The following is a 26,019-nucleotide window of genomic DNA, read 5'->3' on the forward strand; positions in this document are numbered from 1 at the left end:
CAACTCGGGTGTGTGCGGCGGACGGTGGCGAACTGACGTCCTTACGAGAAACCGCGTCAGGAACGTTGACACGTCGTTACTCGTGTCACAGCATGAACGCGCCGCTACCGACTGGTTGGTACGACGTGTCCCCGTTGGAGGTCCTGGTGCCCCGCGCGTCCCGCCCGCTGCTCCGCACGTCCCTCGCCCTGCTGGCCGGCACCGCCCTCGCCGCGCCCCTCGTCCTGACCGGTCCTCCGGCCGCGGCCGCGGCCGGAGATGCGTACACCGTCACCGCGCTGAAGGTCACCGTCCGCGCCGGCGACCGCAGTTGCACCCTCGACACCGATGTCTACCGCCCGTCCGGCGTGGACGCGGGCCACCCCGCGCCCGCCGTGCTGACCACCAACGGCTTCGGCGGCAGCAAGGCGGACGGTTCCACCGACGCGCTCGCCAAGGCGTTCGCCGCCCGCGGCTATGTGGCGCTGGCCTACTCCGGCCTCGGCTTCGGCAAGACCGGCTGCCCGATCTCCCTGGACGGCCCCCGGATCGACGGCCGGGCAGCGAGTCAACTCGTCGACCTGCTGGCCGGATCGCGGACCGCCGACAACGGCACGCGCCTCGACTACGTCGCTATGGACGGCCGGGGCGATCCGCGGGTCGGCATGATCGGCGGGTCCTACGGCGGGGCGATCCAGCTGGCGACGGCCGCCGTCGACCACCGCGTGGACGCCCTGGTCCCGCTGATCACCTGGAACGACCTGTCCTACTCCCTCGACCCCAACAACGCCGACCGCAGGCAAGGCGTCGGCGGGCCGGTGCCGGGTGCCTACAAATGGCAGTGGACCAACGGGTTCTTCCTGATCGGCGAGGCGCAGGGGCTGCTGCACCCCCGCATCGATCCGTCCCGGACCGGCGGCGCGGGCTGTCTGCACTTCGTCGCGCGGGCCTGCGAGACCAAGCGGCTGCTGGACTCCGGGAAGTACCCGGCCGCCCGCACCGAGGCCATGCTCCGCTACGCGCGCAGCGTCTCCCCGGTCTCGTACCTGAAGTCCGTCACGGCGCCGACGCTGCTGGTCCAGGGCCAGGCCGACACCCTCTTCACTCTCAACGAGGCCGCCGCCACCTACCGGGCCCTCACCGCCCAGGGCACCCCGGCGAAGATGATCTGGCAGTACTGGGGCCACAGCGGCGGCATCAAGAACCCGCCCGAGGGTGAACTGAGCCTGGCCAAGGGCAACTTGGAGGACAGCTACGTCGGGCGCCGGATCCTGGCCTGGTTCGACCGCTATCTGCGGCACCGCACGCACACCGGCACCGGGCCGGCCTTCGCGTACTACCGGGACTGGGTGACCGGCGGGAACACCTACGCCACCTCCGCCACCTTCCCGGCGGGCGGCAGCCGGCGGCTGTATCTGTCCGGCGACGGCAAGCTCGTCGGCAACCGGGCCGAGGTGGTGCGCGGCAGCCGCGAGTACCGCAATCTGCGGATCGCCACCAGCCATTCGGAGAGTTCGCTGGCCGGGATGCTCGGACTGCCCGACCCGGCACCGTTCGACGCCCGCGGAACGCATCTGGACTGGACGTCCGGGCCGGTCACGGGCCGGCCGGTGGACGTGGTGGGCGCGCCCAGGGTGACCCTGAAGGTGGTCTCGCCGCGGACCGAGCGGGTGCAGCACTCCGCCGACGCGGCCGACAAGCTCGTGCTCTTCGCGAAGCTCTACGACGTCGCGCCGGACGGTAAGCAGACATTGGTGCACCGGTTGGTGGCCCCGGCCCGGGTGCCCGATGCGACGCGGCGGTTCACCGTGGAACTGCCGGGCATCGTGCACCGTTACGAGCCGGGGCACCGGTTGCGCTTCACCCTCGCCGCGAGCGACTCCGCCTACGCGGGCAATCGCGGGGTGAAGCCGGTGACGGTCACCAGCGCGCCCGGGGACACCGGGGTCCTCGAACTGCCGGTCACCCAAGGGGTGGTGCGGTAGCGGATGAGGTGGATGCCGTGGGAAACAAGAATCGGGGCGGTACGGTGCGGGCGCGCCGCGGGCACCGGAAGCCGTCCGGCCGCCGCGCGCGTCAGCCGCGCCGTCCGCGGGGAGGTCGGCTCAGTCGTCCGTGATCGTGATGGCCTGCACGGGGCAGGCCCGGGCGGCCTCCCGCACCAGCGGGTCGCCGGCGCCGTCCTCGCGGCCGGAACGCACCAGGCCGAAGCCGTCGTCGTCCTGGTCGAACACCGCGGGGGCGGTCAGGGCGCACTGGCCGGCGCCGATACAGACGTCCTGGTCGATGGTGATCCGCATGCCGGACCCCTTTCGTTCGTCCGCCGTCATGGCCGCTACCAGGACAGCGGCAGTTCGATCATGCCTTGGAGAGTGTCCCCCGGTTTGAACGGAATCTCGGCAGCCGGTACGGCGAGTCGCAGATCCGGGATCCGGGTGAACAGCGAACGGAGCGCGATCTCCAGCTCCGCCCGGGCGAGGTTCTGGCCCAGGCACTGGTGGATGCCGAAGCCGAACGCGACGTGGTGCCGGGCGGACCGCTCGAAGTCCAACCGGTCGGGCGCGGGATAGGCGTCCTCGTCGCGGTTGATCAGGGACGTCGGGAACAGCACGCCGTCGTCGGCGCGGATCAGCTGTCCGCCGACCTCGATGTCCTCCTTCGCCACCCGCAGCATGCCGTCGGCGATGGACAGGAACCGCAGCAGCTCCTCCACCGCGGCCGGGATCAGGCCCTCCTCGGCCTTCAACCGCGCCAGCTGCTCGGGGTGTTCGAGCAGCGTGAAGACGCCGAGCGAGATCATGTTGGCGGTGGTCTCGTGACCGGCCACCAGCAGGATCATGGCGAGCCGGACCAGCTCGTCGTGTTCCAGCGCGCCGGCCCGCAGCCGGTCCTCGATCAGCTCGTCCAGCAGTCCGTCGCCCGGGCGCTTCTCCTTGTCGGCGATCAGCCCGGTGAAGTACTCCTCCAGCTCGCTCCGGGCGGCCTCCGCCTCCTCGGCCGTGCGGCCGCGCAGGAGGCGTCGGGACTGCTCCTCGAAGAACTCGTGGTCGGCGTACGGGACGCCGAGCAGCGAGCAGATCACCATGGACGGGACCGGCAGCGCGAACGCGGAGACCAGCTCGGCCGGCGGTCCCTGCTCCAGCATCCGGTCGATCAGCTCGTCGACGATCCGCTGGATGTCCGGCCGCAGCGCGGCGGTCCGCTTGACGCTGAAGCTGGGGATCAGCATCCGGCGGTGGGTGTTGTGCTCCGGGTCGTCCACCCCGATCAGCGGGGTGCGGACCCGGCGGATCGCGGCGAACCGCTCGACGGGGATCGGGAAGGCCGGGTTCTGCCGGTCGGACGACAGCCGCGGATCGCTCAGCAGCGCCCGCGCCTCGGCGTGGCCGGTCACCGCCCATACCTTGCGGCCGTCGTAGAAGGTCACCTGGGCCAGCGGGCCGCCCTCCCGGAGCGGTCGGTACGCGCTGGGCGGGTGGTAGGGACAGGTGCGGTCCTGGAAGTAGGAAATGGCTTCGGTCACGACATGCCTCCCGTTACGAGGGGGTTCGAGCGAGCTCGAACCACCCGCGTGTGCGATGTCAACGCACAAGCGCGCCGTATTCGCCGCGCTGATCTCCACTTCATGCCTCGGACACATGGCGCGTCTACGCACAGTTCGGCCAACTTGGTTCATCTTCGGTCGAGTTCGGTCACCTGAACCTCCTGTCGCCGGTCGTCACAGCGGACGCATCAGCATGTCGATCACGCCGTCCAGATAGGGCTCGCGCGCGGACGCGTCCGGCAGGCTCCGCGGGACGGCGTGCGCCAGCTGGGTGTGCCCGAGGTAGGCGGTGTACGCCAGCAGTCCGCGCCGGCGCGCCTCCTCCTCGGGGAAGCCGAGCTCCGCGAAGAGCGAGGCGACATAGCCGATCCGCCGTTCGGTGACCCGGGCCAGGGCGGCCGCGACCCTGGGCTGGCCCGCGGTCGCGAGCAGTGAGACCTCCAAGGGGTCCTCGGCGGACCGGTTCGTGGCGTGCAGCAGCAGCCGACGCAGCCGCTTGCCGGGGTCCGGCTCGGCCTCGACCTCGGTGATCACGGCCTCCGTGCCGAGCTGCTCCCAGCGCTCCAGGGCGGCCTCGATCAGCGCCTCCCGGTTGGCGAAGTGCCAGTAGAAGCTGCCCTTCGTCGTGCCGAGCCGGGCGGCCAGCGGCTCCACGGCCACCGCCGCGAGACCCCCTTCGCCCATGGCCGCGAGGGCGGCGTCGGCCCAGTCCTGCGCCGTCAGCCGCTGCCGGGGGACGCCGCCGGATTCCTTCGTCCGCTGCTGTCGTGCCATATCCATACGGTACCGTACGGTCAAACATACGCCACCGTATGGAGGTGCTCCGTGCGTACCGTCCGCGACGTCCATTCCCGCACCGTCCAGGCCCCGGCAGAGGCCGTCGGCGCCCTGCTCGACCGGCTCGGCAGCGACCACGACCCGCTCTTCCCGGCACCGGCCTGGCCCCCGATGCGCTTCGACCGCCCGCTGGGTATCGGCGCGGACGGCGGCCACGGCTTCGTCCGCTACCGCGTCGGCGCGTACGAGCCCGGCCGCCGCATCCGCTTCGACTTCACCGACGGCAGCACCGGCCGGCACGAAGTCACCATCCGCCCCGACGGCCCCGACCGCTGCCGCGTAGAGCATCTTCTGGAGGCCCAACGCCCGCCGATTCGACGGCTGTTGTGGTCCCTCGCGATCCGCGCGATGCACCGCACCGTCGTCCATGAGCTCTTCGACAACATCGAACGGGCCGCCACGGGACGGCAGATACCGCCGCCCCGCCGCTCCCCGTGGATCCGCCTGCTCCACCGCCTGGCGTGGGACCGCGCCCGGGCCGTCGAACTGCCCGCCGCCGCACGGCTCGCGCACCGGGCGTTCCCGCGCACCGACTTCGAGGACGCCTGGCAGATGGACCTCCTGCCCGGCCTGCCGGACACCCCGGAGGCGTGGCAGGGCGTCCTGCGCGGGGCGCCCTTCCCGGTCGTCGGCCGGACGGACCAGGAGCTGCTGCTCGGCGAGGACGCCCGGCACCTCGACTTCCGCGCCTCGCTCCTGGTCGCGGACGGCACCGTCACCCTCGGCACGGTCGTCCGCATCCACAACACGGCCGGCCGGCTCTACTTCGCCGTGGTCCGCCGGGTCCACCCCTTCATGGCCCGCACGATGCTCCGCCGCATCCACCGCCGCCTGGCCCTCGCCGCACCGACCGCGGCCGAGCGGGAGGCGGCGGTGCGGACCTGACCGGTCGGGCTACTTCTCCAGGAGCGTCAGCAGGAAGGTGACCACGACGACGCCGATGCCGAGGGCGGCGCCGAGCACCGGGTTGACGTAGGCGAGGTAGACGGCGAGGCCGCCGAGCACGAGGGCGAGTGCGGTGCGAGTGTCCATACCGTCAAGTCCCGCCGGGGCCGCCGGAATTTTCATCCCGGGCCCGATGAAAAACTTCCGGCCCCCACCGCGACCTTCCAGGGAGCCCGGGACCCCCGAGCGGTACCCGGTCAGCGGAGAGGGACGACACATGAGGCAGCTCTCAGGGGGCGGCAGCGACTCCGCGGAGTCACCCCGCCGGCTGTCCAAGGAGCGCGAGGCCGAGCTGATGGAGGCGCTGCGGACCGTCGAGCCGCGGCTGATCGCCTCGGTCACGCGGGTCACCCACGACTACCACCTGGCCCAGGACATCACCCAGGAGGTGTGCATCGCCATCTTCCAGGAGTTCCGCAAGGGCACGAGGTTCGAGAAGCCGGTCCTGGTCTTCGCGACCGTGGTGGCCCGCAACAAGCTCCGGGACCACTGGCGCAAGAGCTCCTCGGGCGAGCGGCCGTACGACGAACCGCCCGAGCACGGGCGGCGGTTCGGGCCGGACCCGGTCGCCGGCCTGGAGTACCTGGAGCTGCTGGAGTCGGTGAAGGCGGCGATCGCCGACGAGCGGCAGGCGGCGGTCTGGGAGCTCACCCATGTCTGGGGCCTGAAGGGCACCGAGATCGCGCAGCTGCTGGAGATCTCCTCGGCGACGGTGAGCCGGCAGCTGGCCGCGGCCGAGGCGAAGGCCAAGTTCTGGCGGGAGGACGAGGACCTGGAACCGGCGTAGGTCCCGGGCTCCCGGCGGCCGCACCCTCTGGCGGCCGCCGCCCGTCCACCGTCCCGGCGCCGCCTGCCGGGCTGGATCCCGCCCCGAGGCCGTGCGTCAACGCGGCTTCAGGGTGGGACCTATCCCGCCCCGGTCCTTCACATCCGAAATGGGGAGCATCCATGAGTGAACGTCAGTCCTCTCCGCACGAGAGGCTGCTGACCTACCTCCGAGAGGGGGACCGCCTCGTGCCGCCGGACACCCGCACCGTGCACGACTGGGACCTGCGATACGGGTCCCTCGCGGCGGCAGCCGACCTCCGCGGGGCCACCGAACCACCGGGGCCCGCCGACCTCTCGCCGGCGTCCTGGTACGACGACGGACGCGAGGCGGGCCTCGGCCGACCGGCGGCGAGCAGGTGACGGCCGGTCGCCCACCGATGGCCCTGAGTCCGTATGCGCACTCCACGGGGGGCGTGCGGGTGCGGAGTTGACGGGGCCCGGAGCCGAACCGCAGCGCGTTCCGGCGGGGTGCCGGGGCCGTGGCAGACTGCCTGTATGGGGCAACGACAGGGTGGTGGGGGCGGGCGCGGCACCGCGTCGGCGTGGGCGGCGCTCGGGGGCGAGCCGGGGCTGATCGAGCGCGTTGCGTACCGCGGGCCGGACGGTCTGCTGCCGGCGCGGCTCCCGGTGGGCGCCTTGGCGCGGGGCACGGTCGCCGTGTGCGCGCTCGCCGCGGCCGAGCTGGCGGCGGCCCGCCGAGGCGGCCCGGTACCCGCCGTACGCGTCGACGAAGGGGCGGTCGCCACCGCCTTCGTCAGCGAACGGCACCTCCGGATCGACGGCCGTCCGATGTCGACGTTCGCGCCGTTGTCCCGCTTCTGGCGGGCCGCCGACGGCTGGGTGCGTACCCACGCCAACTACCCGCACCACCGCGCCCGGTTGCTCCGGGCGCTCGGCCTGCCGGACGGCGCCGGGGTGCCGGAGGTCGCGGCCGAACTGGCCGGACGCGCGGCCGAGGAGATCGAGGAGACCGTGTACGCGGCCGGCGGGCTGGCCGTCGCGGCACGTACGCCGGGGGAGTGGGCCCGGCATCCGCAGGGCGCGGCGGCGGCCGCCGGTCCGCTGCTGACCCTCGGCCCGCTCGGCGCCGGCGGTCCGCCGCGCGCACTCCCGCCGCTCGCGGGGCACCCGGTGCGGCCCGCCGCCGGTCTGCGGGTCCTCGACCTGACCCGGGTGATCGCCGGCCCGGTCGCCACCCGCACGCTCGCCCTGCTCGGCGCGGACGTGCTGCGCATCGACGCCCCGCAGCTCCCGGAGAGCCAGGACGCGCACAGCGACACCGGCTTCGGCAAGCGGTCCACCGCCCTCGACCTCGGCTCGGCCGCCGGCCGGGCCACCTTCGAGGACCTGCTCGCCCACGCCGACGTCGTGGTCACCGGCTATCGTCCGGGCGCCCTCGACCGCTTCGGCCTGGCCCCCGAGGAGCTGGCCGCCCGCCGCCCGGGACTGGTGGTGGCCCGGCTCTCCGCGTGGGGCGACGACGGCCCTTGGGGCGGGCGGCGCGGCTTCGACAGCCTGGTGCAGGTGGCGACCGGCATCGCCGTCGTCGAGGCGGGCGCGGACGGGACCCTGGGCGCGCTGCCCGCCCAGGCCCTCGACCACGGCACCGGCTATCTGCTGGCCGCCGCGGTACTCCGCGCACTGACCGAACAGACCCGCACGGGCGGCTCGTTCCTCGCCACCCTCGCCCTGGCCCGCACCGCCCACTGGCTGATGCACGGCCTGGCGGGCGGGGCGGGGGAGGACGGCCCCGTGAACGGGTTCATGAGCGAGCCCATGGGTGTGCCGGCCGATGCCGCCGCGCCCGGCGGCCGCGGGTACGACCCGGCGGACCACCTCCGGGAGACCGGCAGTCCGCTCGGGCGCCTGCGTCACGCCCTGCCGCCGGTCTCCTTCGAGGGCGCGCCGGACACCTGGGCGACCCCACCCGGCCGGGTGGCCACGGACGCCCCGGTGTGGCGCTGAGATGCGGCGCTGACCGTAATCGCTGGCCGTACCGCACGACCGTCCGTACGATTTGCCGGTGACGATCAACGACCGCTACCTCGCGCGCGGACCGCGGGTGGGCATCCGGCCCTTCACCGCCGCCGACCGGGACGAGTTCACCGCCGCGGTGCGCGCCAGCGCCGAGCTGCACCAGCCGTGGCTCTACCCGCCGGCCGAAGCCGCCGCCTTCGACGCCTACCTGCTCAGGCTGCAGGAACCCCAGCGCGAGGGCTTCCTGTTCTGCGAGCTCACCACCGGCCGGATCGCGGGCTACCTCACGATCAACAACATCGTGCACGGCGCCTTCCGCTGCGGTGCGATCGGCTACGGCGCCTTCGCGCACGCCGCCGGCCGCGGCCTGATGAGCGAGGGCCTGCGCCTGGTGCTCCACCACGCCTTCGGCGCGCTGGGCCTGCACCGGCTGGAGGTCAACATCCAGCCGGACAACGCCTCCTCGCTCGCCCTCGTCCGGCGCGCCGGCTTCCGCCGGGAGGGGTTCTCCCCGGACTTCCTGTTCATCGACGGCGCCTGGCGCGACCACGAACGCTGGGCGATCACCAGCGAGATGGTCACGGAACCGGCCACGGACGCGGAGCCGGCCACGGACGGGACGGAGTGACGCCGGTGCCCGGCACCGACGTGACCTTCGGCCGCACCGTGCCGGTCCTGCGCATCTTCGACGTGGCCAAGGCCCATGGGTTCTACGTCGGTTACCTCGGCTGCACCGTCGACTGGGAGCACCGCTTCGAGCCGGGCATGCCGCTCTACACCCAGGTCTCACGGGGCAACCTCGTGCTGCACCTGTCCGAGCACCACGGTGACGGGACGCCCGGCGGGGTGGTGTACACGGAGCTGACCGGGGTGCGCGCGCTCCACGCCGAGCTGACCGCGAAGGACTACCCGTATCTGCGGCCCGGGCTGGAGCACGACGAGACCGGGTGGTCCCTCACCCTCCTCGACCCCTTCGGCAACCGGCTGCGGTTCACCGAGCCGGAGCCGGAGCCGGAGCCCGAGCCCGAGGCGGAGCCGGCGCCGGAGCCCTGACCCGCTCCGGGCTCGCCCCCGGTCACCGGGACTTGCGGTTGATCTTCATGGTGTCCATGTCGGTGGCCGTGGACCGCAGGTCGCGCCAGCCGAGGCCGGCCGCGGTCAGCGCCGCTTCCGCCTTCTCCTCGCCGAGGGCGGCCGCCATCTCCTCGCCGTCCGCGGCGTCCGAGACGATGACGCAGCGGTAGCTGAACGAGTGCAGCGCGGCGTCGTAGGCCAGCACGCCCTCGGGTGTGAACCTGTACTGCGACAGCCCGTGTCGGTCGGCCTCGGCGAGCAGCTTCGCCCGGGACGCGGCCGTCAGGCCGTCCCACTTGCCGCGGACGATCACCCGGTAGGTGTGCTGGGTCGCCATGGTCTTCGGGTCTCCTGTCGCTGTGTCAGCGGGCCGGGAGCGACAGGCTATGCCGCCGTGTCCGCCGGCGCCCCCGATTTTCCGATGCGCTTGCATCGCACCGCCCCCGGGGCGGCATCGCCACCGTTCCCCGGCCCGCAGCGCGCCGTTCCCCGGGACCTCCTTTGCGCAACCCTGACCCCACGGGCCGGAAGAAGCCCTGTTCAGACCGGCGGGGAGGCGGTTCCATGGTCAACAGGAGGCCGCCGTAGCCGAGGTGGCCGGTCCCCCCTTGCGAGGCAGCCGTGGCCACGAGCGTGCGACGCACCACCCTGACCCTTCCCGCCGCCCCCCTCGGTCCGGACAACCCCCTCCCCGCCCTCCAGGGCGGCCACGACCTCCACCGCGTGCGGATCCCCCGGGACGCCGGGCTGCCCGCCGACATGGCGCGCCAGATCGGATACCGGCCGCTGACCTCGATCCTGCCGGTCGCGCGGCGCGACGGATACGGCCGCGCCCGCCGCAGCACCGACCTCGACGCGCTGGTCATCGAGAACGACCGGCTGCGCGCCACCGTCCTGCCCGCTCTGGGCGGCCGGGTGTACTCCCTGCGCCACAAGCCCACCGACCGCGAACTGCTCTACCGGAACCCGGTGCTCCAGCCCGCCGCGTTCGCCCTCAACGGGGCGTGGTTCTCCGGCGGCATCGAATGGAACATCGGCGCCACCGGCCACACCACCCTCTCCTGCGCCCCGCTGCACGCCGCCCGGGTCCCGGCACCGGACGGCGGCGAGATGCTCCGGCTGTGGGAATGGGAGCGGCTGCGCGATCTGCCCTTCCAGGTGGACCTGTGGCTGCCGGACGGCTCCGACTTCCTCCACGTGGGCGTACGGATCCGCAATCCGCACCACCACACCGTGCCCGCCTACTGGTGGTCCAACATCGCGGTCCCCGAAGAGGAGGGCAGCCGCGTCCTGGCCCCCGCCGACGCGGCCTGGCACTTCGGCTACGAGCGGACCCTGCGCCGGGTCCCGGTCCCGGAGTCGGACGGCGCCGACCGCACGTACCCGCTGCGCAGCGCGTTCCCGGCCGACTACTTCTACGAGGTGCCCGACGGCGCCCGCCGCTGGATCACCTCGCTCGACGCGGCCGGCCGGGGCCTGGTCCAGACGTCCACCGACGCACTGCGCGGCCGCAAGCTCTTCCTGTGGGGCACGGGCCGGGCCGGGCGGCGCTGGCAGCAGTGGCTCACCGAGCCGGGCACCGGCGGCTACGCCGAGATCCAGGCCGGGCTCGCCCGTACCCAGCTGGAGCACGTACCCCTGGACGCCGGCGGTGCCTTCACCTGGCTGGAGGCGTACGGGCCGCTGGCCGCCGATCCCGCGGTGGTGCACGGCGCGGACTGGACGGCGGCCCGCGAGGCGGTCGCCGCCGGGCTGGAGGCGGCCCTGCCGCGCGCGGACGTCGACGCGGCGTACGCGGCCTGGCTGCCGTACGCGGACCGGGAGCCGAAGGAATCGCTGGCCACCGGTTCGGGCTGGGGTGCGCTGGAGGTGGCCCGGGCCGGTTTCGCGCTGCCCGGTACGCCGTTCGCCCCGGCCACCCTCGGGCCCGAACAGGAGCCCTGGCTGGCCCTGTTGCGGACCGGTGAACTGCCGCCCGGCGGACCGCTGCCCGGCCCGGCGCCGACTTCACCGGCCTGGCGCGACCTGCTGGAATCCGCCCCACCGGGCCCGGCCACCGACCACCACCTCGGCCTCGCCCAGTGGCAGGCCGGCGACCGGGCCCAGGCGGTCCGCAGTTGGGAACGCGCGGTCGGGCAGGGGGTCGGGGGTCCGGGCCGGGCCACCGACCCCGAGGCAGGAGCCGGGAAGCACGAGCGCGGTGCCACCGCTTCCGAGGCAGCCGCCCCGCCCGGCCACCCCGAGGCATCCGTCCTGCCGCTCTACTGCCTGGCCGTCGCCGAGTGGGCGGCGGGCGAACCGGCGCGGGCCGCCGACCGGTACGCGCAGGTCTGCGCCGCCGCGTCCGCGGCGGCCGTCGGGGACGGTCCGGCCGCCCGTACCTGGCGTGCCGCACTGCCCGCCCTCGTCCGGGAGGCGGTGCCCGCACTGCTCACCGCCGGACGTACCGAGGAGGCCGCGCGACTGCTGGCCGCGCTGCCGGAGCGCGTCGCCGCCGACGGCCGTTTCCGCTTGCTGACCGCCCGGGTGCTGCTCGCCCAGGACCGGCCGGAAGCGGCCCGGGAGGTCTTCGACGCCGGCTTCGAGATCGCCGATCTGCGCGAGGGCGACGAGACGCTCAGCGACACCTGGTTCGCGATCGCCGAGCGGCTGACCGCGGCCGGCGGGCCGGTCACCGACGAGGTACGTGCCGCGGCCCGGTCCGCGCATCCGCTCCCGGACCGCTACGAGTACCGGATGCGGCCGGTGTAGCCGGCCCTCCTACGGGTGCGCAGGACTCGTCCGCCGATCCGGTGAATGTGTGCGCGGGGTGGGAATCATCCCGGACCGCCCCGTGTTGTGCCCGGTCATGAAGGCAATCAGCACGCAGCGCTACGGCGACCCCGAGGTCCTCACCTACGCCGACCTCCCCGACCCGAAGGTGGCCCCGGACTCGGTCCTGATCCGGGTCCGGGCGGCCGGGGTCAATCCGGTGGACTGGAAGGCCCTCGCGGGCCATCTCGACCCGATGCTGAACGTCCACTTCCCGCTCATTCCCGGCTGGGACGTGGCGGGCGTGGTCGAGGCGGTCGGCGCGGACGTCCCCGAGTACGAGGTCGGTGACGAGGTCATCGGGTACGTCCGCAAGGACGACCTCCAGCACGGCACGTACGCCGAGCTGGTCGCCGCGCCGGTGCGGACCCTGGCGCGCAAGCCGGCCTCGCTCAGCTGGCAGCAGGCCGCCGGGCTGCCGCTCGCGGGCCTGACGGCCTATCAGGCCGCCGATCGGGTCGGCGCCAAGGCGGGCGAGACTGCCCTGGTGCACGCCGCCGCGGGCGGCGTCGGCTCGCTCGGCGTGCAGATCCTCGTCGCCCGGGGCCTCCGCGTCATCGGTACGGCCAGCGAGCGCAACCACGACTTCCTGCGGTCCCTCGGCGCCGAGCCGGTCAGCTACGGCGACGGGCTCGCCGACCGGGTGCGCGCGCTGGCGCCCGACGGCGTCGACGTGGCCCTGGACTTCGTCGGCGGCGGCGTGGTGGACGTCTCGCAGGAGCTGCTCAAGGACCGCGGCCGGGTGGCGTCCATCGCCGACGGCGAGGTCAAGGAGAAGGGCGGCCATCTGGTGTGGGTGCGCCCGGACAGCGACCGCCTGACCGCCCTCGGCGCCCTCGCGGACGCCGGGAAGCTGACCGTGGCCGTCGACGCGGTCTACCCGCTGTCCGAGGCGCCCGAGGCGCTGCGGCGGAGCATGGCGGGCCGGGCCCGCGGCAAGATCGTCCTGGAGGTGTCCTGAGAGACCCCGCGCGCGGCCGTCCCGAGCGGGCGCGCCGGACGGGGAACAGGCCGCCGGGGGAGTTCCGTCAGGCGCCGGCGGCCTGTTTGCGGTCGACGTACTCGAAGATCGCACCGTCCGGATGACGGGCCACCACGTTCCGGCCGATCGGCGTCGGCACCGGCCCGGCGATGATGTCCGCGCCGACCGCCGTCAGATCGGCCACCGCCTCGTCCACGTCCGCCACGGCGAGCGTCGCGGTGATCTTCCGCAGCACCGACAACTCCGCCTCGGGGCCGCTCATCAGGAAGAAGCAGCCGACGGCCGCGACCGACACACCGCCGCGCTGGAAGCGGATCGCCTCCGCGCCGGTCAGCCGTTCGTAGACGCCGATCGCGGCATTGAGATCACCGACGCACACCCGCAGCGAGGTCCCCAGAATGTCCATATGAACCACCCTAGTTGGGCCCCCGGCCGGTGCGCGATCACCTGACCGTGATCGGACCCTCCGCACCCGCACCGGGACAGCGCGGCCTCCCCGAGGCCGTCCCCGGCCCGGAGGCCGGGGGCGCGCTCAGACCCGGCACAGGAGCTCGCCGTGCAGGATGCCGAACCAGCCGTCCTCCTCGGCGCCCCAGGCCCGCCAGGCCTCCGCGATCCGCCGCAGTTCGGCCTCTGTGGCGTGCCCGCCGTCCACCGCGAGCCGGGCGTACGACGAGCTGACCGTGCGGTCCGCCCACAGCTCGCTCCACCAGGCCCGCTCCTCCGGCGTCCGGTAACACCAGGTGCCCGCGGTGGCGGTGACCGCTTCCGGGGCGAAGCCGGCCCGCCGGGCCCAGGCGTGCAGCCGGCGCCCGGCGTCCGGCTCGCCGCCGTTCGCCCGGGCCACCCGCAGATACAGCTGCAACCAGTCGGTCATGCCCGGGACCTCCGGGTACCAGGTCATCGCCGAGTAGTCCGAATCGCGGACGGCCACGATCCCGCCCGGCTTGGTCACCCGGCGCATCTCCCGCAGCGCCTGGACGGGGTCGCCCACGTGCTGCAGCACCTGATGGGCGTGCACCACGCAGAAGGTGTCATCGGGAAAGTCCAGTGCGTGGACGTCGCCGACCACGAACCGGACGTTGTCGACCCCGCGCGCGGCGGCGGTGGCGCGAGCCTGGTCCAGCACCTCAGGTGCCCGCTCCAGCCCGGTGACCTGGCCGTCCGGCGCCAGCGCGGCCAGATCGGCGGTGATCGTGCCCGGACCGCAGCCGATGTCCAGGACCCGCATGTGCGGCTTCAGCGAATCCAGCAGATATCCGGCCGAGTTGGCCGCGGTGCGCCAGGTGTGGGAGCGCAGTACGGACTCGTGGTGGCCGTGCGTGTAGACGGCGGACTCCTGCGGCATGGGGGCACTCCTTCGCATGCGTCGGTGTGACACCCACACGGTACGCGTCGATCTCGTATCTTGAGAGTCCCGTCTCAGGATACGGGCGAGCTGGGCGTTCGCGACCGCCCCGCCGGGTTCCGCTCAGTCGGGCAGCAGCCGATAGACCGTCAGTGCCTCGCGCTCCTTCTCCAGCGTCAACTCGCCGCCCGACATGGCCACTTCACCGTCGTACGCGACCGCCGCGGTGTCCCCGAGCCCGCCGATCCGCAGCCGCGGCAGCCGCGCCTCGCCGAGCACCGGCGAACGGCGCGGCGTGCCCATCAGGGCCGCGGCGAGCAGCCGGGTGCGGGCCAGCCGGCCGCCGTGCACCACCCGTACGTCCAGCACCCCGTCCGCCAGGTCGTGCCGGCGCACCGGTGCGAAACCCAGGCCCCGGTACTGGCAGTTGCCCACGAACAGCGTCCAGACCGAGCGCCGTTCGCCGCCGATCCGCACCGACATCGGTTCCGCCGAGCGCAGCACCTCCCACGCCGCCAGCACCCCCGCCGGCCAGGCACCGATCCGGCCCGCCCAGCGCTCCCGGATCCGCACCAGCTCCGGATAGACGCCCACCGAAAAGGTGTTGAGGAAATACCGGCCCTCCCGGTGCGGGCCGGTCCGGAAGCGCGCCACGTCGACCGCGACCGCCTCCCCGCTCTCCACGGCCCGCGCCGCCTCCGCGAAGCTCTCGATCCCCAGGTCGTAGGCGAAGTGGTTGGCGGTGCCGCCGGGCAGCACCGCCAGCGGCAGCCCGTGCCGCACCGCGACCGTCGCCGCGGCGTTGACCGTGCCGTCCCCGCCGACCACCCCCAGCGCGCCGCCCAGCTCCCGGGCCCGTTCCGCCGCGGCCTCCAGCGCCTCGTCCATCGGCTGCCCGTCCGGCCCGTCACACATCACGACCTCGGCCTCCGGCAGCACCGCGTGCACCTCGGCGGCCCGGTCCGGGCGCTGTCCGGTGCGCTGCCCGGAGCTCGGGTTCGCCACCACGACCAGCCCCCGGCCGCCGGGCAGCGCGGGCGCCTCCGCACGCGGCCGGGCCGGCGGTGCCAGCTGCGCGCGGGTCGGCGCCAGGCCCCGCACCGCGAACGCCGCACCCGCGCCCAGCGCGGCACCCGCCAGCACATCACCCGGATAGTGCACACCCGTATAGATGCGGGAGAACGCCACCGAGGCGGCGACCGGCGCCAGCGCCAGGCCCCACCACTTGTTCTCGAAGAACACCCCGGTCGCGAACGCCGCCGCCGAGGCGGCGTGCCCGGACGGGAAGGACGAGGTGAACGGCTGGCGGGTCAGCTGCCGGATCACCGGCACCGCGTCCAGCAGCGGCCGCTGCCGGCGCACCGAGCGCTTGCCGAGCGTGTTCACCGTGGCCGAGGCCACGGCCAGGGACGCCACCCCGCGCAGCGCGGCCCGCCGCGCCGGCCGCCCGCCCAGCGCCGCCGCACCCGCCGCGATGCCGAACCACAGCAGCCCGTGATCGGCGCTGCGGGTCAGCCGGGGCAGCACCCGCTGGGCCCCGGGCCACTGGCGGGTGGCGATCAGGTCGAAGGTCCGCCGGTCGAGGTTGCTCAGGAGCGTTCGCATGCGGCACCTCCTACCCCCTCCCGCCCGGAACTGTGCTTCCATCTTCCGGTGCTGAGAAGACGCAGGGCCACCGACCTCGACGCGTGCACGGCCGTTCTGGCCGAGGTCCACGCGTACAGCGGATATCCGCACCACTGGCCGGACGACCCGGCGCGCTGGTTGACCCCCGACGGACTGACCGCCGCCTGGGTCGCCCTGTCGGCCGGCCGGATCGTCGGCCACGGCGCACTGTGCGGACGCGAGGTCAGCCGGCTCTACGTCGCCCCCGGAGCCCGCGGCGCGGGCCACGGCGGACGTCTGCTCGGGGCCGTCGAGGACGCCGCGGCGGCCCGCGGCCTGCGCCCCGTGCTGGAGGTGAAGGCCACCGACACCGCGGCCATCGCCCTCTACGAGCGGCGCGGCTGGGTCCGCCGCGCCACCGAGCAGCAGGACTGGGGAGCGGGGGAGAGGGTGACGGTGCACCGCTACGAGCGAGCGGGCGGCACCGGCCATTAGGCCCGGTCGCTGACGTGTCGCCCCCGGGCGGCACCGGCGCGATCTGCGAAGGTGGACGGGGCCGCCCATCATGTGATGGGCCCACGATCGACCCGCCGTCGTGGAGTGGAGGTACGGATGCAGCGGACCGCCCCCGATCCGCGGCCTGAGCCGGACCCGGACCCTCTGGTGGGCCTGCCGGTCCTGCCGGACCTTGCCGCGCACCTCGCCGCGGCCGCCGGCCGTACCGACGCCGAACCCCCCGGCGGCGGCGCCCCGCTGCGCTCCGCCGCCGCCGGCTACTGGGAACGCCGCGGCCTGGCCACCGGCCCCGGCCAGATCCTCGCCGCGCCCGGGGCGGCCCCACTGCTGCTCGCGCTGTACGCCGCCGCCGACGGCGCCGTGGTCCTGCCCCGGCCCTGCTCCGAGTCGTACGCACCCCCCGCCCGGCTGCTCGGCCGGGCGGTGCACCGGGCGCCGGTGCCCGCGGAGTCCGGCGGGCTGCCCGACCCGTTCGCGCTGCTGGAGACCGTCCGCCGGGCCCGCGAGCACGGCGACTCCCCGCGGGTGCTGGTGCTCTCCGTCCCCGACGACCCGACCGGCACCTGCCCCGCGCCCGAGCAGCTGCACGAGGTGTGCGAGGCGGCGGCCGAGGAGGGGCTGTGGGTCCTCAGCGACGAGACCCGCCGCGATCTGCTGCACGAACCGCACGACACCGTGCTGCTCAGCCCCGCCGAGATGCTGCCCGGCGAGGTCGTGGTGATCAGCGACCTGCGGGCCACGCTGCTGCCCGCCTCCTGGCCCGCCGCGCTGGCCCGCTTCCCGGACACCGGCCCGGGCGCCGAGCTGCGCACCACGACCCTGGAGGCGCTCGGCGCGCTCCGCACCCCGCTGCCGGGGCCGCTCGCCTGCGCCGTGACCCATGCGCTCGGCGAGCCCGACACCGTACGGGCCCGGACGGCCACCGTCGCCCGGATCCACGGCGTGCTCACCGCCGCCCTCCACCACACCCTCACCGAGGCGGGCGCCCTCTGCCGGCCACCGCGCGCCGGCAGCCATCTCTACGCCGACCTGGAGCCGCTGCGGCGCCCCCTCACCACCCACGGCATCGCCGAATCCAGCGCGCTGGAACGGGCGTTGGCGCCCTGGGCGGCGCGCGGCGGGCACCGCTTCGGCGACGACCCGGGCGCGCTGCGGGTCCGGCTGGGCGCCGAGGCCCTGCTGGGCGCCGACCAGGAGTTGCGGCAACGCGTCCTGGACGCCCCCGACCCGCTGGAACTCCCGCACATCACCGAGGCGTTGACCGCCCTCTCGCGTGCCCTGGCCGCGCTCACGGCCGCCGGGGACGGCTGATCCGCCGCACCCGCGCGCCCCGACCCCGTTCCGAACCGCCCCGGTTCTGTCCACCGAATGGAGCCCCTCGATGACCGAACAGACCGAGCGCTCCCTCGCCGAGCAGTCCGCCGACCGGGACGGCACCGGCACCGGACCGGGCACCGGAGCCGGACCGGGCGGGGGACCGGACGGGGGAGCGGCCACCGGCATCGCCCCGGCCCCCGGCGCGGCCGCCGGCCGGGCACCGGTCACCGACACCCCGTCGCCCCTGTCCGAGCCCCGCCCGCTGGGCGAAACCCGCACCTGGCCCCGGGACTTCACCGACCGGCTGACCGCCCCGCTGCCCGGTGTCCGCGCGCTGGCCCGGATCGCCCGCGAGGGCAAGCTGCGCCCGGCCCCCGAGACCCTGCGGGAGATCCAGCAGCTGCCGTTCGAGCCCGGTCCGCTGCCGGCCGCCGGCCCCACCACCGTCGCCCTCACCTGGGCCGGCCACGCCAGCTGGGTCATCCGGATCGCCGGACTGACCCTCCTGACCGACCCGGTCTGGTCCCGCAAGATCCTCGGCACCCCGCCCCGGGTCACCCCCGTCGGCGTCCGCTGGGAGGACCTGCCGCCGATCGACGCCGTCCTCATCAGCCACAACCACTACGACCACCTCGACATCCCCACCCTCAAGCGGCTGCCCCGGCACACCCCGCTGCTGCTGCCCGCCGGACTGGCCTGCTGGGCCCGCCGGCGCGGCTTCGGCCACGTCACCGACCTGGACTGGTGGGAGGCGGTCGAACTCCCCGCGCCCGGCGGCCCGGTGCGCCTCGACTTCGTCCCCGCCCACCACTGGAGCAAGCGCACCCTCACCGACACCTGCCGCTCCCTGTGGGGCGGCTGGCTGCTCACCGCCCCCGACGGCCGGCGGGTCCACTTCGCCGGGGACACCGGCTACGGCCACTGGTTCGAGGAGATCGGCCGCCGCTACCCGGGCATCGACCTGGCCCTGCTGCCGATCGGCGCCTACGACCCGCGCTGGATGCTGCGCCCGGTGCACACCGACCCCGAGGAGGCGGTCCGGGCCTGCCAGGACCTGGGCGCCCGGGCCCTGGTGCCGATGCACTGGTCGACGTTCCTGCTCTCCGGCGAGCCGCCGCTGGAACCGCTGCGCCGGGTCCGCGCCGCCTGGGAGGCGACCGGCCGCCCCCGCGAGGACCTGTGGGACCTGGCCGTGGGGGCGTCCCGGGTACTGGCGGAGCGCTGACCGGGACGGTACGGCCGGGACCGCGGCGGGACGGCCCCCCGTGCGTCGCGGCGGTCATCGGCGACATGATCGCCGGCCGTACCGCGATCCACGCCGACGTCTTCCCACGGCGCCACGGGACCGGCCCGGGCGACCTCGTGCGGGCCGGCTGCCGGCCGGCCCGGACGGTGCCACCGCGGACGAACTACGGCCCGACGTCCCGCCCCCCGAAGGTTTTGCCGCGCCGGACCACCCTCCGCCGCACAAATCCCGTTGATTTGGGCCCCGGCCGTTCGATCACCGACCATTACCGGTGCTCGGTAACCCCGGGTGAACCGCGCACGACGAGAGGCCCACCACGCCATGCACGACCGGCACACCCGCCGCTTCGGTCTCGGAACCGCCACCTGCCTGGTGATGGGCAACATCATCGGCGGCGGCATCTTCCTCCTCCCGGCTTCCGTGGCCCCCTTCGGCACCGTCAGCCTGGTCGCCTTCGGCGTGCTCACCCTCGGTGCGGTCGCCCTCGCCCTGGTCTTCGGCCGGCTCGCCGAGCGCCACCCGGACACCGGAGGGCCCTACGTCTACGCGCGCGAGGCGTTCGGCGACTTCGCCGGCTTCCTCTCGGCCTGGTCGTACTGGACGATGACCTGGGTCAGCAACGCCGCCCTCGCGGTCGCCGCCGTCGGCTATGTGCACGTCCTCGTCCCCGGCCACGCCTCCGCCGGCACCGACCTCCTGGTCGCGCTCGCCGCCCTCTGGCTCCCGGCCCTCGCCAACTTCGCCGGCACCCGCTACGTGGGCGCCGTCCAACTGGTCTCCACGGTCCTCAAGTTCGTCCCGCTGCTCTTCATCGCGGTCGTCGGCCTGTTCTTCTTCGACCCGCACAACCTGGGCCCGTTCCACGCCGGCCACGGCAGCGCACTCGGCGGGATGTCCGCCGCCGCCGCGCTCCTGCTCTACTCCTACGTCGGCGTGGAGTCCGCGGCGATGAGCGCCGGCGAGGTCCGCGACCCGGAGCGCAACGTCGGCCGGGCCACCGTCCTCGGCACCGTCGGCGCCGCCGTCGTCTACCTGCTGGGCACCGTCGCGGTCTTCGGGACCGTCGCGCACACCAAGCTCGTGAATTCCACGGCGCCCTTCTCGGACGCGGTGAACGCGATGTTCGGCGGCCACTGGGGCGGCACGCTCGTCGCCGGCGCCGCCGTCGTCTCGATCATCGGCGCGCTCAACGGCTGGACGCTGATGAGCGCCCAGTCGCCGTACGCCGCCGCCAAGGACGGCCTCTTCCCCGCGCCGTTCCTGATCAAGCGCCGCGGCGTCCCCACCTTCGGCGTGCTCGCCGCCGGCATCCTGGCCAGCGCGCTGACCGTCGTCAACTACGTCCTCGGCACCGGCGGCGTCTTCCAGATCCTGGTGCTGATCACCACCTTCTCCGCCACCGTCCCCTACCTCCTCGCCGCCGGCGCCCAGGTCTACTTCCTCCTCACCGGCCGCCGCGACCAGGTCCGCCCGGCCCGCTTCGCCCGCGACCTGACCCTCGCGCTGGCCGCCTTCGGCTTCACCTTCTGGCTCGTCGCCGGCGCCGGCTACGCCGCGATCTACCAGGGCGTGCTGTTCCTCTTCGCCGGCATCCTCGTCTACGCCTGGATGGCCGCCCGCCGCACCGCCCGCCAGACCCCCACGGCCGATGCGGCGGGCCCCGAAGCCGCCCGCACGGACGACCAGGAGCCCGCGCGCCTTGCCGGGTGACCGCACCGGGGCCCCTGCCCCGGACGCCCCGACGGAGCGGACACCGTGATGCGCCTGCTGGTCACCGGTGCCGCCGGATTCATCGGCTCGCACTACGTGCGCGGCCTGCTGGGCGGGGCGTACCCCGGCGCCGGGGAGGTCCGGGTCACCGTGCTGGACAAGCTCACCTACGCCGGCAACCCCGCCAACCTCGCCCCGGTGCGCGACCACCCCGGCTTCACCTTCGTCCGGGGCGACATCTGCGACGGCCCGCTGCTCGCCGACCTGCTGCCCGGGCACGACGCGGTGGTCAACTTCGCCGCGGAGTCCCATGTCGACCGCTCCATAGCCGGCGCGGACGCCTTCGTCCGCACCAACGTGCTCGGCACCCACACCCTCCTGGAAGCGGTGCGCCGGGCCGGCGTGCCGCGCTTCGTGCAGATCTCCACCGACGAGGTGTACGGCTCCATCGAGGACGGCGCGTGGACCGAGGAGAGCCCGCTGCTGCCCAACTCGCCCTACGCGGCGACCAAGGCGAGCGCCGACCTCCTCGTCCGGTCCTACGCCCGCACCCACGGGCTGGACGCGAGCATCACCCGCTGCAGCAACAACTACGGGCCGTACCAGTACCCGGAGAAGGTCATCCCGCTCTTCGTGACCTCCCTGCTGTCCGGCGGGACCGTGCCGCTCTACGGCGACGGCCGGCACGTCCGCGACTGGCTGCACGTCGACGACCACTGCCGCGGCATCCAGCTCGTACTGGAACGGGGCCGCCCCGGCGAGGTCTACCACATAGGCGGCGGCGAGGAGTTGACCAATCTGGACCTGACCAAGCTGCTGCTGGACGCCTGCGGCGCCGGCCCGGACCGGATCCGCCACGTCGCCGACCGGCCCGGCCACGACCGCCGCTACGCCCTCGACGACCGCAAGCTGCGCGCGCTGGGCTACGCCCCCGAGGTGCCGCTGCGCACCGGACTGCTGCGCACCGTCGCCTGGTACCGCGACAACCCCGGCTGGTGGCAGCCGCTGCGCGCCCCGCACCCCCGCTGACGAGGGCCATTACCTCGGACGTCATCGACCCCGGCCGCGCCGCCCGGCAAGCTGAGGGCATCGGTTCACGAGCCGGCGCACTCCGGCCCGCGAACCGGGATCCCATTCGTGGTGCGAACGTGACGAGGAGCAGATCATGACGGAGCAGCAGCGGTACGCGGACGCGGTGGCACGCTACTTCGAGGCGTGGAACGCGACCGAGGAGGAGGCGCTCGGCAAGGCCGTCGCCGCCGCGTTCGACGAGGGAGCCACCTACACCGACCCGCTGGCCGACGTGGCCGGCCAGGACGGGCTGGCGGCGGTGATCACCGGGGCGCACGCGCAGTTCCCGGGGTTCGTCTTCCGGCAGCTGGGGGACGTGGACGGGCACCACGACGTGGCGCGGTTCGGCTGGGAGCTGGTGGCGCCGGACGGCACGGCGCCGGTCGCCGGGTTCGACGTGGTGCGGCTGGCCGACGACGGGCGGATCCGCACCGTGGTGGGTTTCCTGGACCGGGTGCCCGCCATGTGACGGGCGGGCCCGCTATCCGGCCTGTGTCCGCAGATAACTGACCGTTTCCGGGTCGGCGGGGAGGAAGGTCTCCACCGCCAGTTCGGAAACGGTCACATCCATCGGGGTGTTGAACGTCGCGATGGTCGAGATGAAGGACAGCACCCGGCCGTCGTGCTCGATCATCATCGGCAGGGCGAACGGGGCGTGACCGCCGAAGGACGCCCGCTCGCGGCCGCCCGGGGGCAGCGGATAGCCGCTCACCTCCTCGTAGAGGGCGCGCAGCGGGGCGGACCGCATCAGGGCCAGCTGGCGCTCCATCTGGCCGAGCAGATGCTCGCGCCATTCCAGGTAGTTGCGGATCCGGGGCGCCAGGCCGTCCGGGTGCATGGTGATCCGCATGGCGTTCAGCGGCGGCGTCAGGAGGGCCGGGTCGACGTCCGACAGCAGCATGGTGATGCCGCGGTTCGCCGCCTGGACGGTGTAGAGCCCGTCGACCACCAGCGCGGGGAACGGCTCGTAGCCGGACAGCAGCCGGTCCAGACCGGAGCGCAGGGCATCCATGGCGGGGTCGTCCAGCGGGGTCTCGGGGAAGGTGGGGGCGTAGCCGGCGGCGATCAGCAGCGCGTTGCGCTCCCGGACCGGCACGTCGAGGTGTTCGGCCAGGCGGAGCACCATCTCCTGGCTCGGGCGGGAGCGGCCGGTCTCGATGAAGCTGATGTGCCGGGCGGAGGAGTCGGCGCGCAGCGCCAGCTCCAGCTGGCTGATCCGGCGCCGGTCACGCCATTCGCGCAGCAGCGCGCCCACACCCGTGCTCGTCTCCGGCGGGGCCGGCGCGGCAACAGTCGTCATGGCGATGACCGTAATCGATCGGCGGTCCGACGTACGATCGAATTGTCAGGAACCGTCCGCGGACCGTGGTGACGGGACGTCATCGCGCCGGGCGGCGGCACGACGGCACCGGTGAGAGGGGAACGCGATGGGCGCCCAGGTGGAACCGCTCGGTGAGAAGGAGATCGAGGAGCGGCTTGCGGAGCTGCCGGGCTGGTCGGTCGAGGACGACCTGCTGCGCCGCAGCTACCACTTCCCGGGACACCTCCCGGCGGCCGTGATGGTCATGCACATCGCCCGTATCCAGGAGGAGTTGGACCACCACGCCGATCTGACGCTGGGCTACAACCGGCTGACCGTCGCGGTGAACACCCACAGCATCGGCGGCCGGGTCACCGACCTCGACTTCGGTCTGGCCCGCCGCATCGAGGAGATCGCCGGGGCACACGGCGCGCACTGACCGGCGCGGGCACCCGCGTGCCCCCCCGGGCGGGCCGCGCTCAGTCGCCCGAGCGCGGCTTCACCACCCGGCCCGCCCGGGCCAGCTCCACGTTGAACTGCGCGCCCGACAGCAGCGACAGGTGCGAGAACCACAGCCAGATCAGGAACACCACCGGCCCGGCCAGCGAGCCGTAGAGCCGGTTGAAGGTGCCGACGCAGTCGACGTAGACGGCGAAGCCCGCCGACGACACCAGCCACAGCAGCACCGCGACCACCCCGCCGGGAGCCGCCCGCCGCACCCCGCGCGAACTCGGTGGCCCGGACCGGAACAGCACCATGGCCAGCACGGCCGCCAGGACCAGCAGCAGCGGCCACTTCAGCAGGTTCCAGGTGGCCTCACCGGCATCGCCCAGCCCGAGCGCCCGGCCCGCCCAGGCCGCGATCGGCCCGCTCACCAGCAGCGCCACCGCACTGCTGATCAGCAGCGCCATCAGCAGCAGCGCGGTGGCCAGGATGCGCGGCGCCTTGCGCCACGGCGGCCGGTCGTCCTTCGTCCGGTGCATGGCGTGCAGCGCCCGGCGGAACACCGCCAGATAGCTGCACGACGACCACAACGCGCTGACCAGCGCACCGCCCACCACCACCCACGCCGCGGTGCGCTGCCGCGCCATGGTGGCCAGCGCGCGGTGCACGGTCCCGCCCGACCCGGCCGGCGCCAGCGAACTGATCTGGTCGACGAGCTGCTCGGTGGCCGCCGGATCGGCCAGGCCGATCAGGGACACCGTGAGGATCAGCGTCGGCAGCAGCGCCAGCACCGAGTAGTACGTCAGGCTCGCCGCCCAGTCCGTGACGTCGTCGTGCCACACCGACAGCGGTGTCCGGCGCAGCGCGTTGCGGCACTGGGCCCAGGTGGGACGGGTGGCCGGCTGCCGGGGCCCGGCCGCCCCCAGGGCCCGGTCCAGCAGTGTCCGGTCCATCCCGCGACGCATCCCGCTGTCGCCCATGTCGTCATCCGTCCTCTCCGTCGGTACGTCCTGCATCATCCCCCGGCGGCGGGACCGTCCACGCCACGGTGCCCGCCGCCCACCGGGCCGCGGCGCGGCGATGTTCCCGCCCGTACGGCTACTCCTGCCCGCGCGCCCGCCGGAACCGCAGCGCCGCGTCCGCCAGGTCCACCAGCGGCTCCGGGTAGTCGTACGCGGCGCGCGCGGGCGGGTCGAGCCGCCACGGCCGGTGCACGGCGGCCCCCTTGAGGTCCGCCAACTCCGGGACCCAGCGCCGCACATATTCACCCTCCGGGTCGAACCGCCGGGCCTGCACGAGCGGATTGAGCACCCGGTTGGGCCGGGTGTCGGTCCCGGTCCCCGCCATCCACTGCCAGTTCAGCTGGTTGTTGGCCACATCGCCGTCCACCAGCAGGTCCAGGAAGTGCCGGGCGCCCACCCGCCAGTCCACGTACAGGGTCTTGGTCAGGAAACTGGCCACCAGCATCCGGGCCCGGTTGTGCATCCACCCCTCGTGCCGCAGCTGCCGCATCGCCGCGTCGACCACCGGGATCCCGGTGCGGCCCTCCTGCCAGGCCGCCACCTCCGTGTCCGCCCGCCGCCACCGGTCACCCCGGGCGCGGTAGTCGGCGGCCGCCGCGTCCGGGCGGGCGGCCAGCACCTGGTGATGGAAGTCCCGCCAGGCCAGCTGCCGTACGAAGGACTCGGGCCCGGCCCCGGAACGCCCGGACGCCTTGTGCACCAGCTCCACCGGCGAGAGACAGCCGAAGTGCAGATACGGCGAGAGCCGCGAGGTGGCATCGCCCGCGAGGTCGTCGTGCCGCTCCTCATAAGCGGCCAGACCGGACCGCTGCCAGGACGCGAACCGGCCGCGGCCGGCCCGCTCGCCGCCCTCGGGGAGCGCCGGCGACGGCCACCCGCCCGGGCACAGCTCCTTCGCCGACGGCACCGCCCCGGACCGCACCCCGTCCGGGACCGGCACCGACCGCGGGGCCGGCAGCACCGCCCGCGGCCTCTCGGCCCGCCAGCGCCGGAAGTACGGGGTGAAGACCGCGAAGTGGTCCCGGCCCGGTCCGGTGGGCAGCACCGCACCCGGCGGCACAGCGGTGATCACCGCGTCGTGGACGACCAGCGCCCGCCCGTCCCCGGCCAGCGCCTCGGCCAACCGCCGCTCCCTGCGCTGCGCATAGCCGCTCACCCCGGCCGCGAGATGCACCTCCCCGGCCCCGGTCTCCGCCGCGACCCGGCAGGTCTCGGCCACCACGTCCCCCGTACGGATGACCAGCCGGCCGCCCCGTTCACGCAGCTGCGCATCGAGGTCCGCCAGCGCACCGGCCAGGAAGGCGGCCCGGTTGGGCACCACGAACCCGGCCCGCGCGATGCCGGTATCGACCACGAACAGCGGCACCACCCGCGTGGCGGCCCGCAACGCGGCCCGCAGCACCGGCTGATCGTGCACCCGCAGATCGGAACTGAACAGACAGATCGCCACATCCATGGCCCAT

General features: G+C 74.2%; 27 protein-coding genes. 16 read left to right on the top strand and 11 right to left on the bottom strand.

Annotated elements, in window-relative coordinates; genetic code table 11:
* Window positions 1-92: 92 nt before the first annotated feature.
* Window positions 93-1,964 carry a CocE/NonD family hydrolase gene (locus V2J85_RS33390; RefSeq protein ID WP_419836858.1) on the top strand — a complete coding sequence of 624 codons (1,872 nt, stop codon included), beginning with the start codon at window positions 93-95 and terminating at the stop codon, window positions 1,962-1,964.
* Between the two features lie 120 nt (window positions 1,965-2,084).
* Here V2J85_RS33390 and V2J85_RS33395 read toward each other — a convergent pair whose 3' ends face one another.
* The 3 genes from V2J85_RS33395 to V2J85_RS33405 all read right to left on the bottom strand — a co-directional run bounded on the left by V2J85_RS33395 (window position 2,085) and on the right by V2J85_RS33405 (window position 4,303).
* Complete coding sequence (locus V2J85_RS33395; protein ID WP_030412947.1) at window positions 2,085-2,279, bottom strand: ferredoxin; 195 nt, start codon at window positions 2,277-2,279, stop codon at window positions 2,085-2,087.
* 35 nt (window positions 2,280-2,314) lie between these two features.
* Window positions 2,315-3,502 (bottom strand): cytochrome P450, encoded by a 1,188-nt coding sequence (locus V2J85_RS33400; RefSeq protein WP_330823666.1) that lies wholly within the window; start codon window positions 3,500-3,502, stop codon window positions 2,315-2,317.
* A gap of 195 nt (window positions 3,503-3,697) precedes the next feature.
* A complete protein-coding gene (locus V2J85_RS33405; RefSeq protein ID WP_261954828.1) occupies window positions 3,698-4,303 on the bottom strand; it encodes a TetR/AcrR family transcriptional regulator in 606 nt (201 codons plus the stop codon).
* Between the two features lie 45 nt (window positions 4,304-4,348).
* Here V2J85_RS33405 and V2J85_RS33410 point away from each other — a divergent pair, with 45 nt between their 5' ends.
* On the top strand, window positions 4,349-5,245 hold the full coding sequence (locus tag V2J85_RS33410) for a DUF2867 domain-containing protein (RefSeq protein ID WP_330823667.1): 897 nt from the start codon (window positions 4,349-4,351) through the stop codon (window positions 5,243-5,245).
* A gap of 9 nt (window positions 5,246-5,254) precedes the next feature.
* Here the strand turns inward: V2J85_RS33410 and V2J85_RS33415 are convergent, their stop codons facing one another.
* Window positions 5,255-5,392, bottom strand: coding sequence for a hypothetical protein (locus V2J85_RS33415; RefSeq protein ID WP_199812519.1), 138 nt, complete (start codon window positions 5,390-5,392; stop codon window positions 5,255-5,257).
* Window positions 5,393-5,522: 130 nt separating this feature from the next.
* On the opposite strand from V2J85_RS33415, the gene V2J85_RS33420 reads away from it, so the two are divergent.
* The 5 genes from V2J85_RS33420 (at window position 5,523) to V2J85_RS33440 (ending at window position 9,163) form a co-directional block, all read left to right on the top strand.
* Complete coding sequence (locus V2J85_RS33420) at window positions 5,523-6,092, top strand: RNA polymerase sigma factor (RefSeq protein ID WP_261954826.1); 570 nt, start codon at window positions 5,523-5,525, stop codon at window positions 6,090-6,092.
* 161 nt (window positions 6,093-6,253) lie between these two features.
* A complete protein-coding gene (locus tag V2J85_RS33425) occupies window positions 6,254-6,493 on the top strand; it encodes a hypothetical protein (RefSeq protein ID WP_261954825.1) in 240 nt (79 codons plus the stop codon).
* A 135-nt stretch (window positions 6,494-6,628) separates the two neighbouring features.
* Complete coding sequence (locus V2J85_RS33430; protein WP_261954824.1) at window positions 6,629-8,098, top strand: CoA transferase; 1,470 nt, start codon at window positions 6,629-6,631, stop codon at window positions 8,096-8,098.
* Window positions 8,099-8,156: 58 nt separating this feature from the next.
* Window positions 8,157-8,738, top strand: a complete 582-nt coding sequence (locus V2J85_RS33435) for a GNAT family N-acetyltransferase (protein ID WP_261954823.1) — start codon at window positions 8,157-8,159, stop codon at window positions 8,736-8,738.
* Between the two features lie 5 nt (window positions 8,739-8,743).
* Window positions 8,744-9,163, top strand: a complete 420-nt coding sequence (locus V2J85_RS33440; RefSeq protein WP_330823668.1) for a glyoxalase superfamily protein — start codon at window positions 8,744-8,746, stop codon at window positions 9,161-9,163.
* A gap of 22 nt (window positions 9,164-9,185) precedes the next feature.
* Here the strand turns inward: V2J85_RS33440 and V2J85_RS33445 are convergent, their stop codons facing one another.
* A complete protein-coding gene (locus V2J85_RS33445; RefSeq protein ID WP_330823669.1) occupies window positions 9,186-9,521 on the bottom strand; it encodes a DUF6204 family protein in 336 nt (111 codons plus the stop codon).
* Window positions 9,522-9,805: 284 nt separating this feature from the next.
* Here V2J85_RS33445 and V2J85_RS33450 point away from each other — a divergent pair, with 284 nt between their 5' ends.
* Complete coding sequence (locus V2J85_RS33450; RefSeq protein WP_330823670.1) at window positions 9,806-11,935, top strand: DUF5107 domain-containing protein; 2,130 nt, start codon at window positions 9,806-9,808, stop codon at window positions 11,933-11,935.
* Between the two features lie 97 nt (window positions 11,936-12,032).
* A complete protein-coding gene (locus V2J85_RS33455; RefSeq protein WP_261954819.1) occupies window positions 12,033-12,956 on the top strand; it encodes an NADP-dependent oxidoreductase in 924 nt (307 codons plus the stop codon).
* A 67-nt stretch (window positions 12,957-13,023) separates the two neighbouring features.
* Here V2J85_RS33455 and V2J85_RS33460 read toward each other — a convergent pair whose 3' ends face one another.
* The 3 genes from V2J85_RS33460 to V2J85_RS33470 form a co-directional block, all read right to left on the bottom strand.
* Entirely contained in the window at window positions 13,024-13,383 is a 360-nt protein-coding gene (locus V2J85_RS33460) for a VOC family protein (protein WP_261954818.1), read from the bottom strand.
* Window positions 13,384-13,509: 126 nt separating this feature from the next.
* Window positions 13,510-14,325 (bottom strand): class I SAM-dependent methyltransferase, encoded by an 816-nt coding sequence (locus V2J85_RS33465; RefSeq protein ID WP_330823671.1) that lies wholly within the window; start codon window positions 14,323-14,325, stop codon window positions 13,510-13,512.
* Between the two features lie 123 nt (window positions 14,326-14,448).
* Complete coding sequence (locus V2J85_RS33470) at window positions 14,449-15,930, bottom strand: bifunctional phosphatase PAP2/diacylglycerol kinase family protein (protein ID WP_261954816.1); 1,482 nt, start codon at window positions 15,928-15,930, stop codon at window positions 14,449-14,451.
* A gap of 48 nt (window positions 15,931-15,978) precedes the next feature.
* Here V2J85_RS33470 and V2J85_RS33475 point away from each other — a divergent pair, with 48 nt between their 5' ends.
* The 6 genes from V2J85_RS33475 (at window position 15,979) to V2J85_RS33500 (ending at window position 22,259) form a co-directional block, all read left to right on the top strand.
* Complete coding sequence (locus tag V2J85_RS33475) at window positions 15,979-16,425, top strand: GNAT family N-acetyltransferase (RefSeq protein WP_261954815.1); 447 nt, start codon at window positions 15,979-15,981, stop codon at window positions 16,423-16,425.
* Window positions 16,426-16,542: 117 nt separating this feature from the next.
* Window positions 16,543-17,757, top strand: a complete 1,215-nt coding sequence (locus V2J85_RS33480; protein WP_330823672.1) for an aminotransferase class I/II-fold pyridoxal phosphate-dependent enzyme — start codon at window positions 16,543-16,545, stop codon at window positions 17,755-17,757.
* Window positions 17,758-17,827: 70 nt separating this feature from the next.
* The gene (locus V2J85_RS33485) at window positions 17,828-18,988 is read left to right on the top strand and encodes an MBL fold metallo-hydrolase (RefSeq protein WP_261954813.1); all 1,161 of its coding nucleotides are present in this window, start codon (window positions 17,828-17,830) and stop codon (window positions 18,986-18,988) included.
* A gap of 342 nt (window positions 18,989-19,330) precedes the next feature.
* On the top strand, window positions 19,331-20,719 hold the full coding sequence (locus V2J85_RS33490; RefSeq protein WP_261954812.1) for an amino acid permease: 1,389 nt from the start codon (window positions 19,331-19,333) through the stop codon (window positions 20,717-20,719).
* 48 nt (window positions 20,720-20,767) lie between these two features.
* Complete coding sequence (gene rfbB, locus V2J85_RS33495) at window positions 20,768-21,748, top strand: dTDP-glucose 4,6-dehydratase (RefSeq protein WP_330823683.1); 981 nt, start codon at window positions 20,768-20,770, stop codon at window positions 21,746-21,748.
* Between the two features lie 136 nt (window positions 21,749-21,884).
* On the top strand, window positions 21,885-22,259 hold the full coding sequence (locus V2J85_RS33500) for a nuclear transport factor 2 family protein (RefSeq protein WP_261954811.1): 375 nt from the start codon (window positions 21,885-21,887) through the stop codon (window positions 22,257-22,259).
* Between the two features lie 12 nt (window positions 22,260-22,271).
* Here V2J85_RS33500 and V2J85_RS33505 read toward each other — a convergent pair whose 3' ends face one another.
* Entirely contained in the window at window positions 22,272-23,090 is an 819-nt protein-coding gene (locus V2J85_RS33505; protein ID WP_261954810.1) for a helix-turn-helix domain-containing protein, read from the bottom strand.
* Window positions 23,091-23,217: 127 nt separating this feature from the next.
* Here V2J85_RS33505 and V2J85_RS33510 point away from each other — a divergent pair, with 127 nt between their 5' ends.
* A complete protein-coding gene (locus V2J85_RS33510) occupies window positions 23,218-23,529 on the top strand; it encodes a 4a-hydroxytetrahydrobiopterin dehydratase (RefSeq protein ID WP_261954809.1) in 312 nt (103 codons plus the stop codon).
* A 40-nt stretch (window positions 23,530-23,569) separates the two neighbouring features.
* Here V2J85_RS33510 and V2J85_RS33515 read toward each other — a convergent pair whose 3' ends face one another.
* Window positions 23,570-24,514 carry a YihY/virulence factor BrkB family protein gene (locus tag V2J85_RS33515; protein WP_261954808.1) on the bottom strand — a complete coding sequence of 315 codons (945 nt, stop codon included), beginning with the start codon at window positions 24,512-24,514 and terminating at the stop codon, window positions 23,570-23,572.
* 118 nt (window positions 24,515-24,632) lie between these two features.
* Window positions 24,633-26,012 carry a cryptochrome/photolyase family protein gene (locus V2J85_RS33520; RefSeq protein WP_330823673.1) on the bottom strand — a complete coding sequence of 460 codons (1,380 nt, stop codon included), beginning with the start codon at window positions 26,010-26,012 and terminating at the stop codon, window positions 24,633-24,635.
* Between the last annotated feature and the right edge of the window lie 7 nt (window positions 26,013-26,019).

This window comes from Streptomyces bugieae, from assembly GCF_036352915.1.
GTDB classification, from domain to species: Bacteria; Actinomycetota; Actinomycetes; order Streptomycetales; family Streptomycetaceae; genus Streptomyces; species Streptomyces endophytica.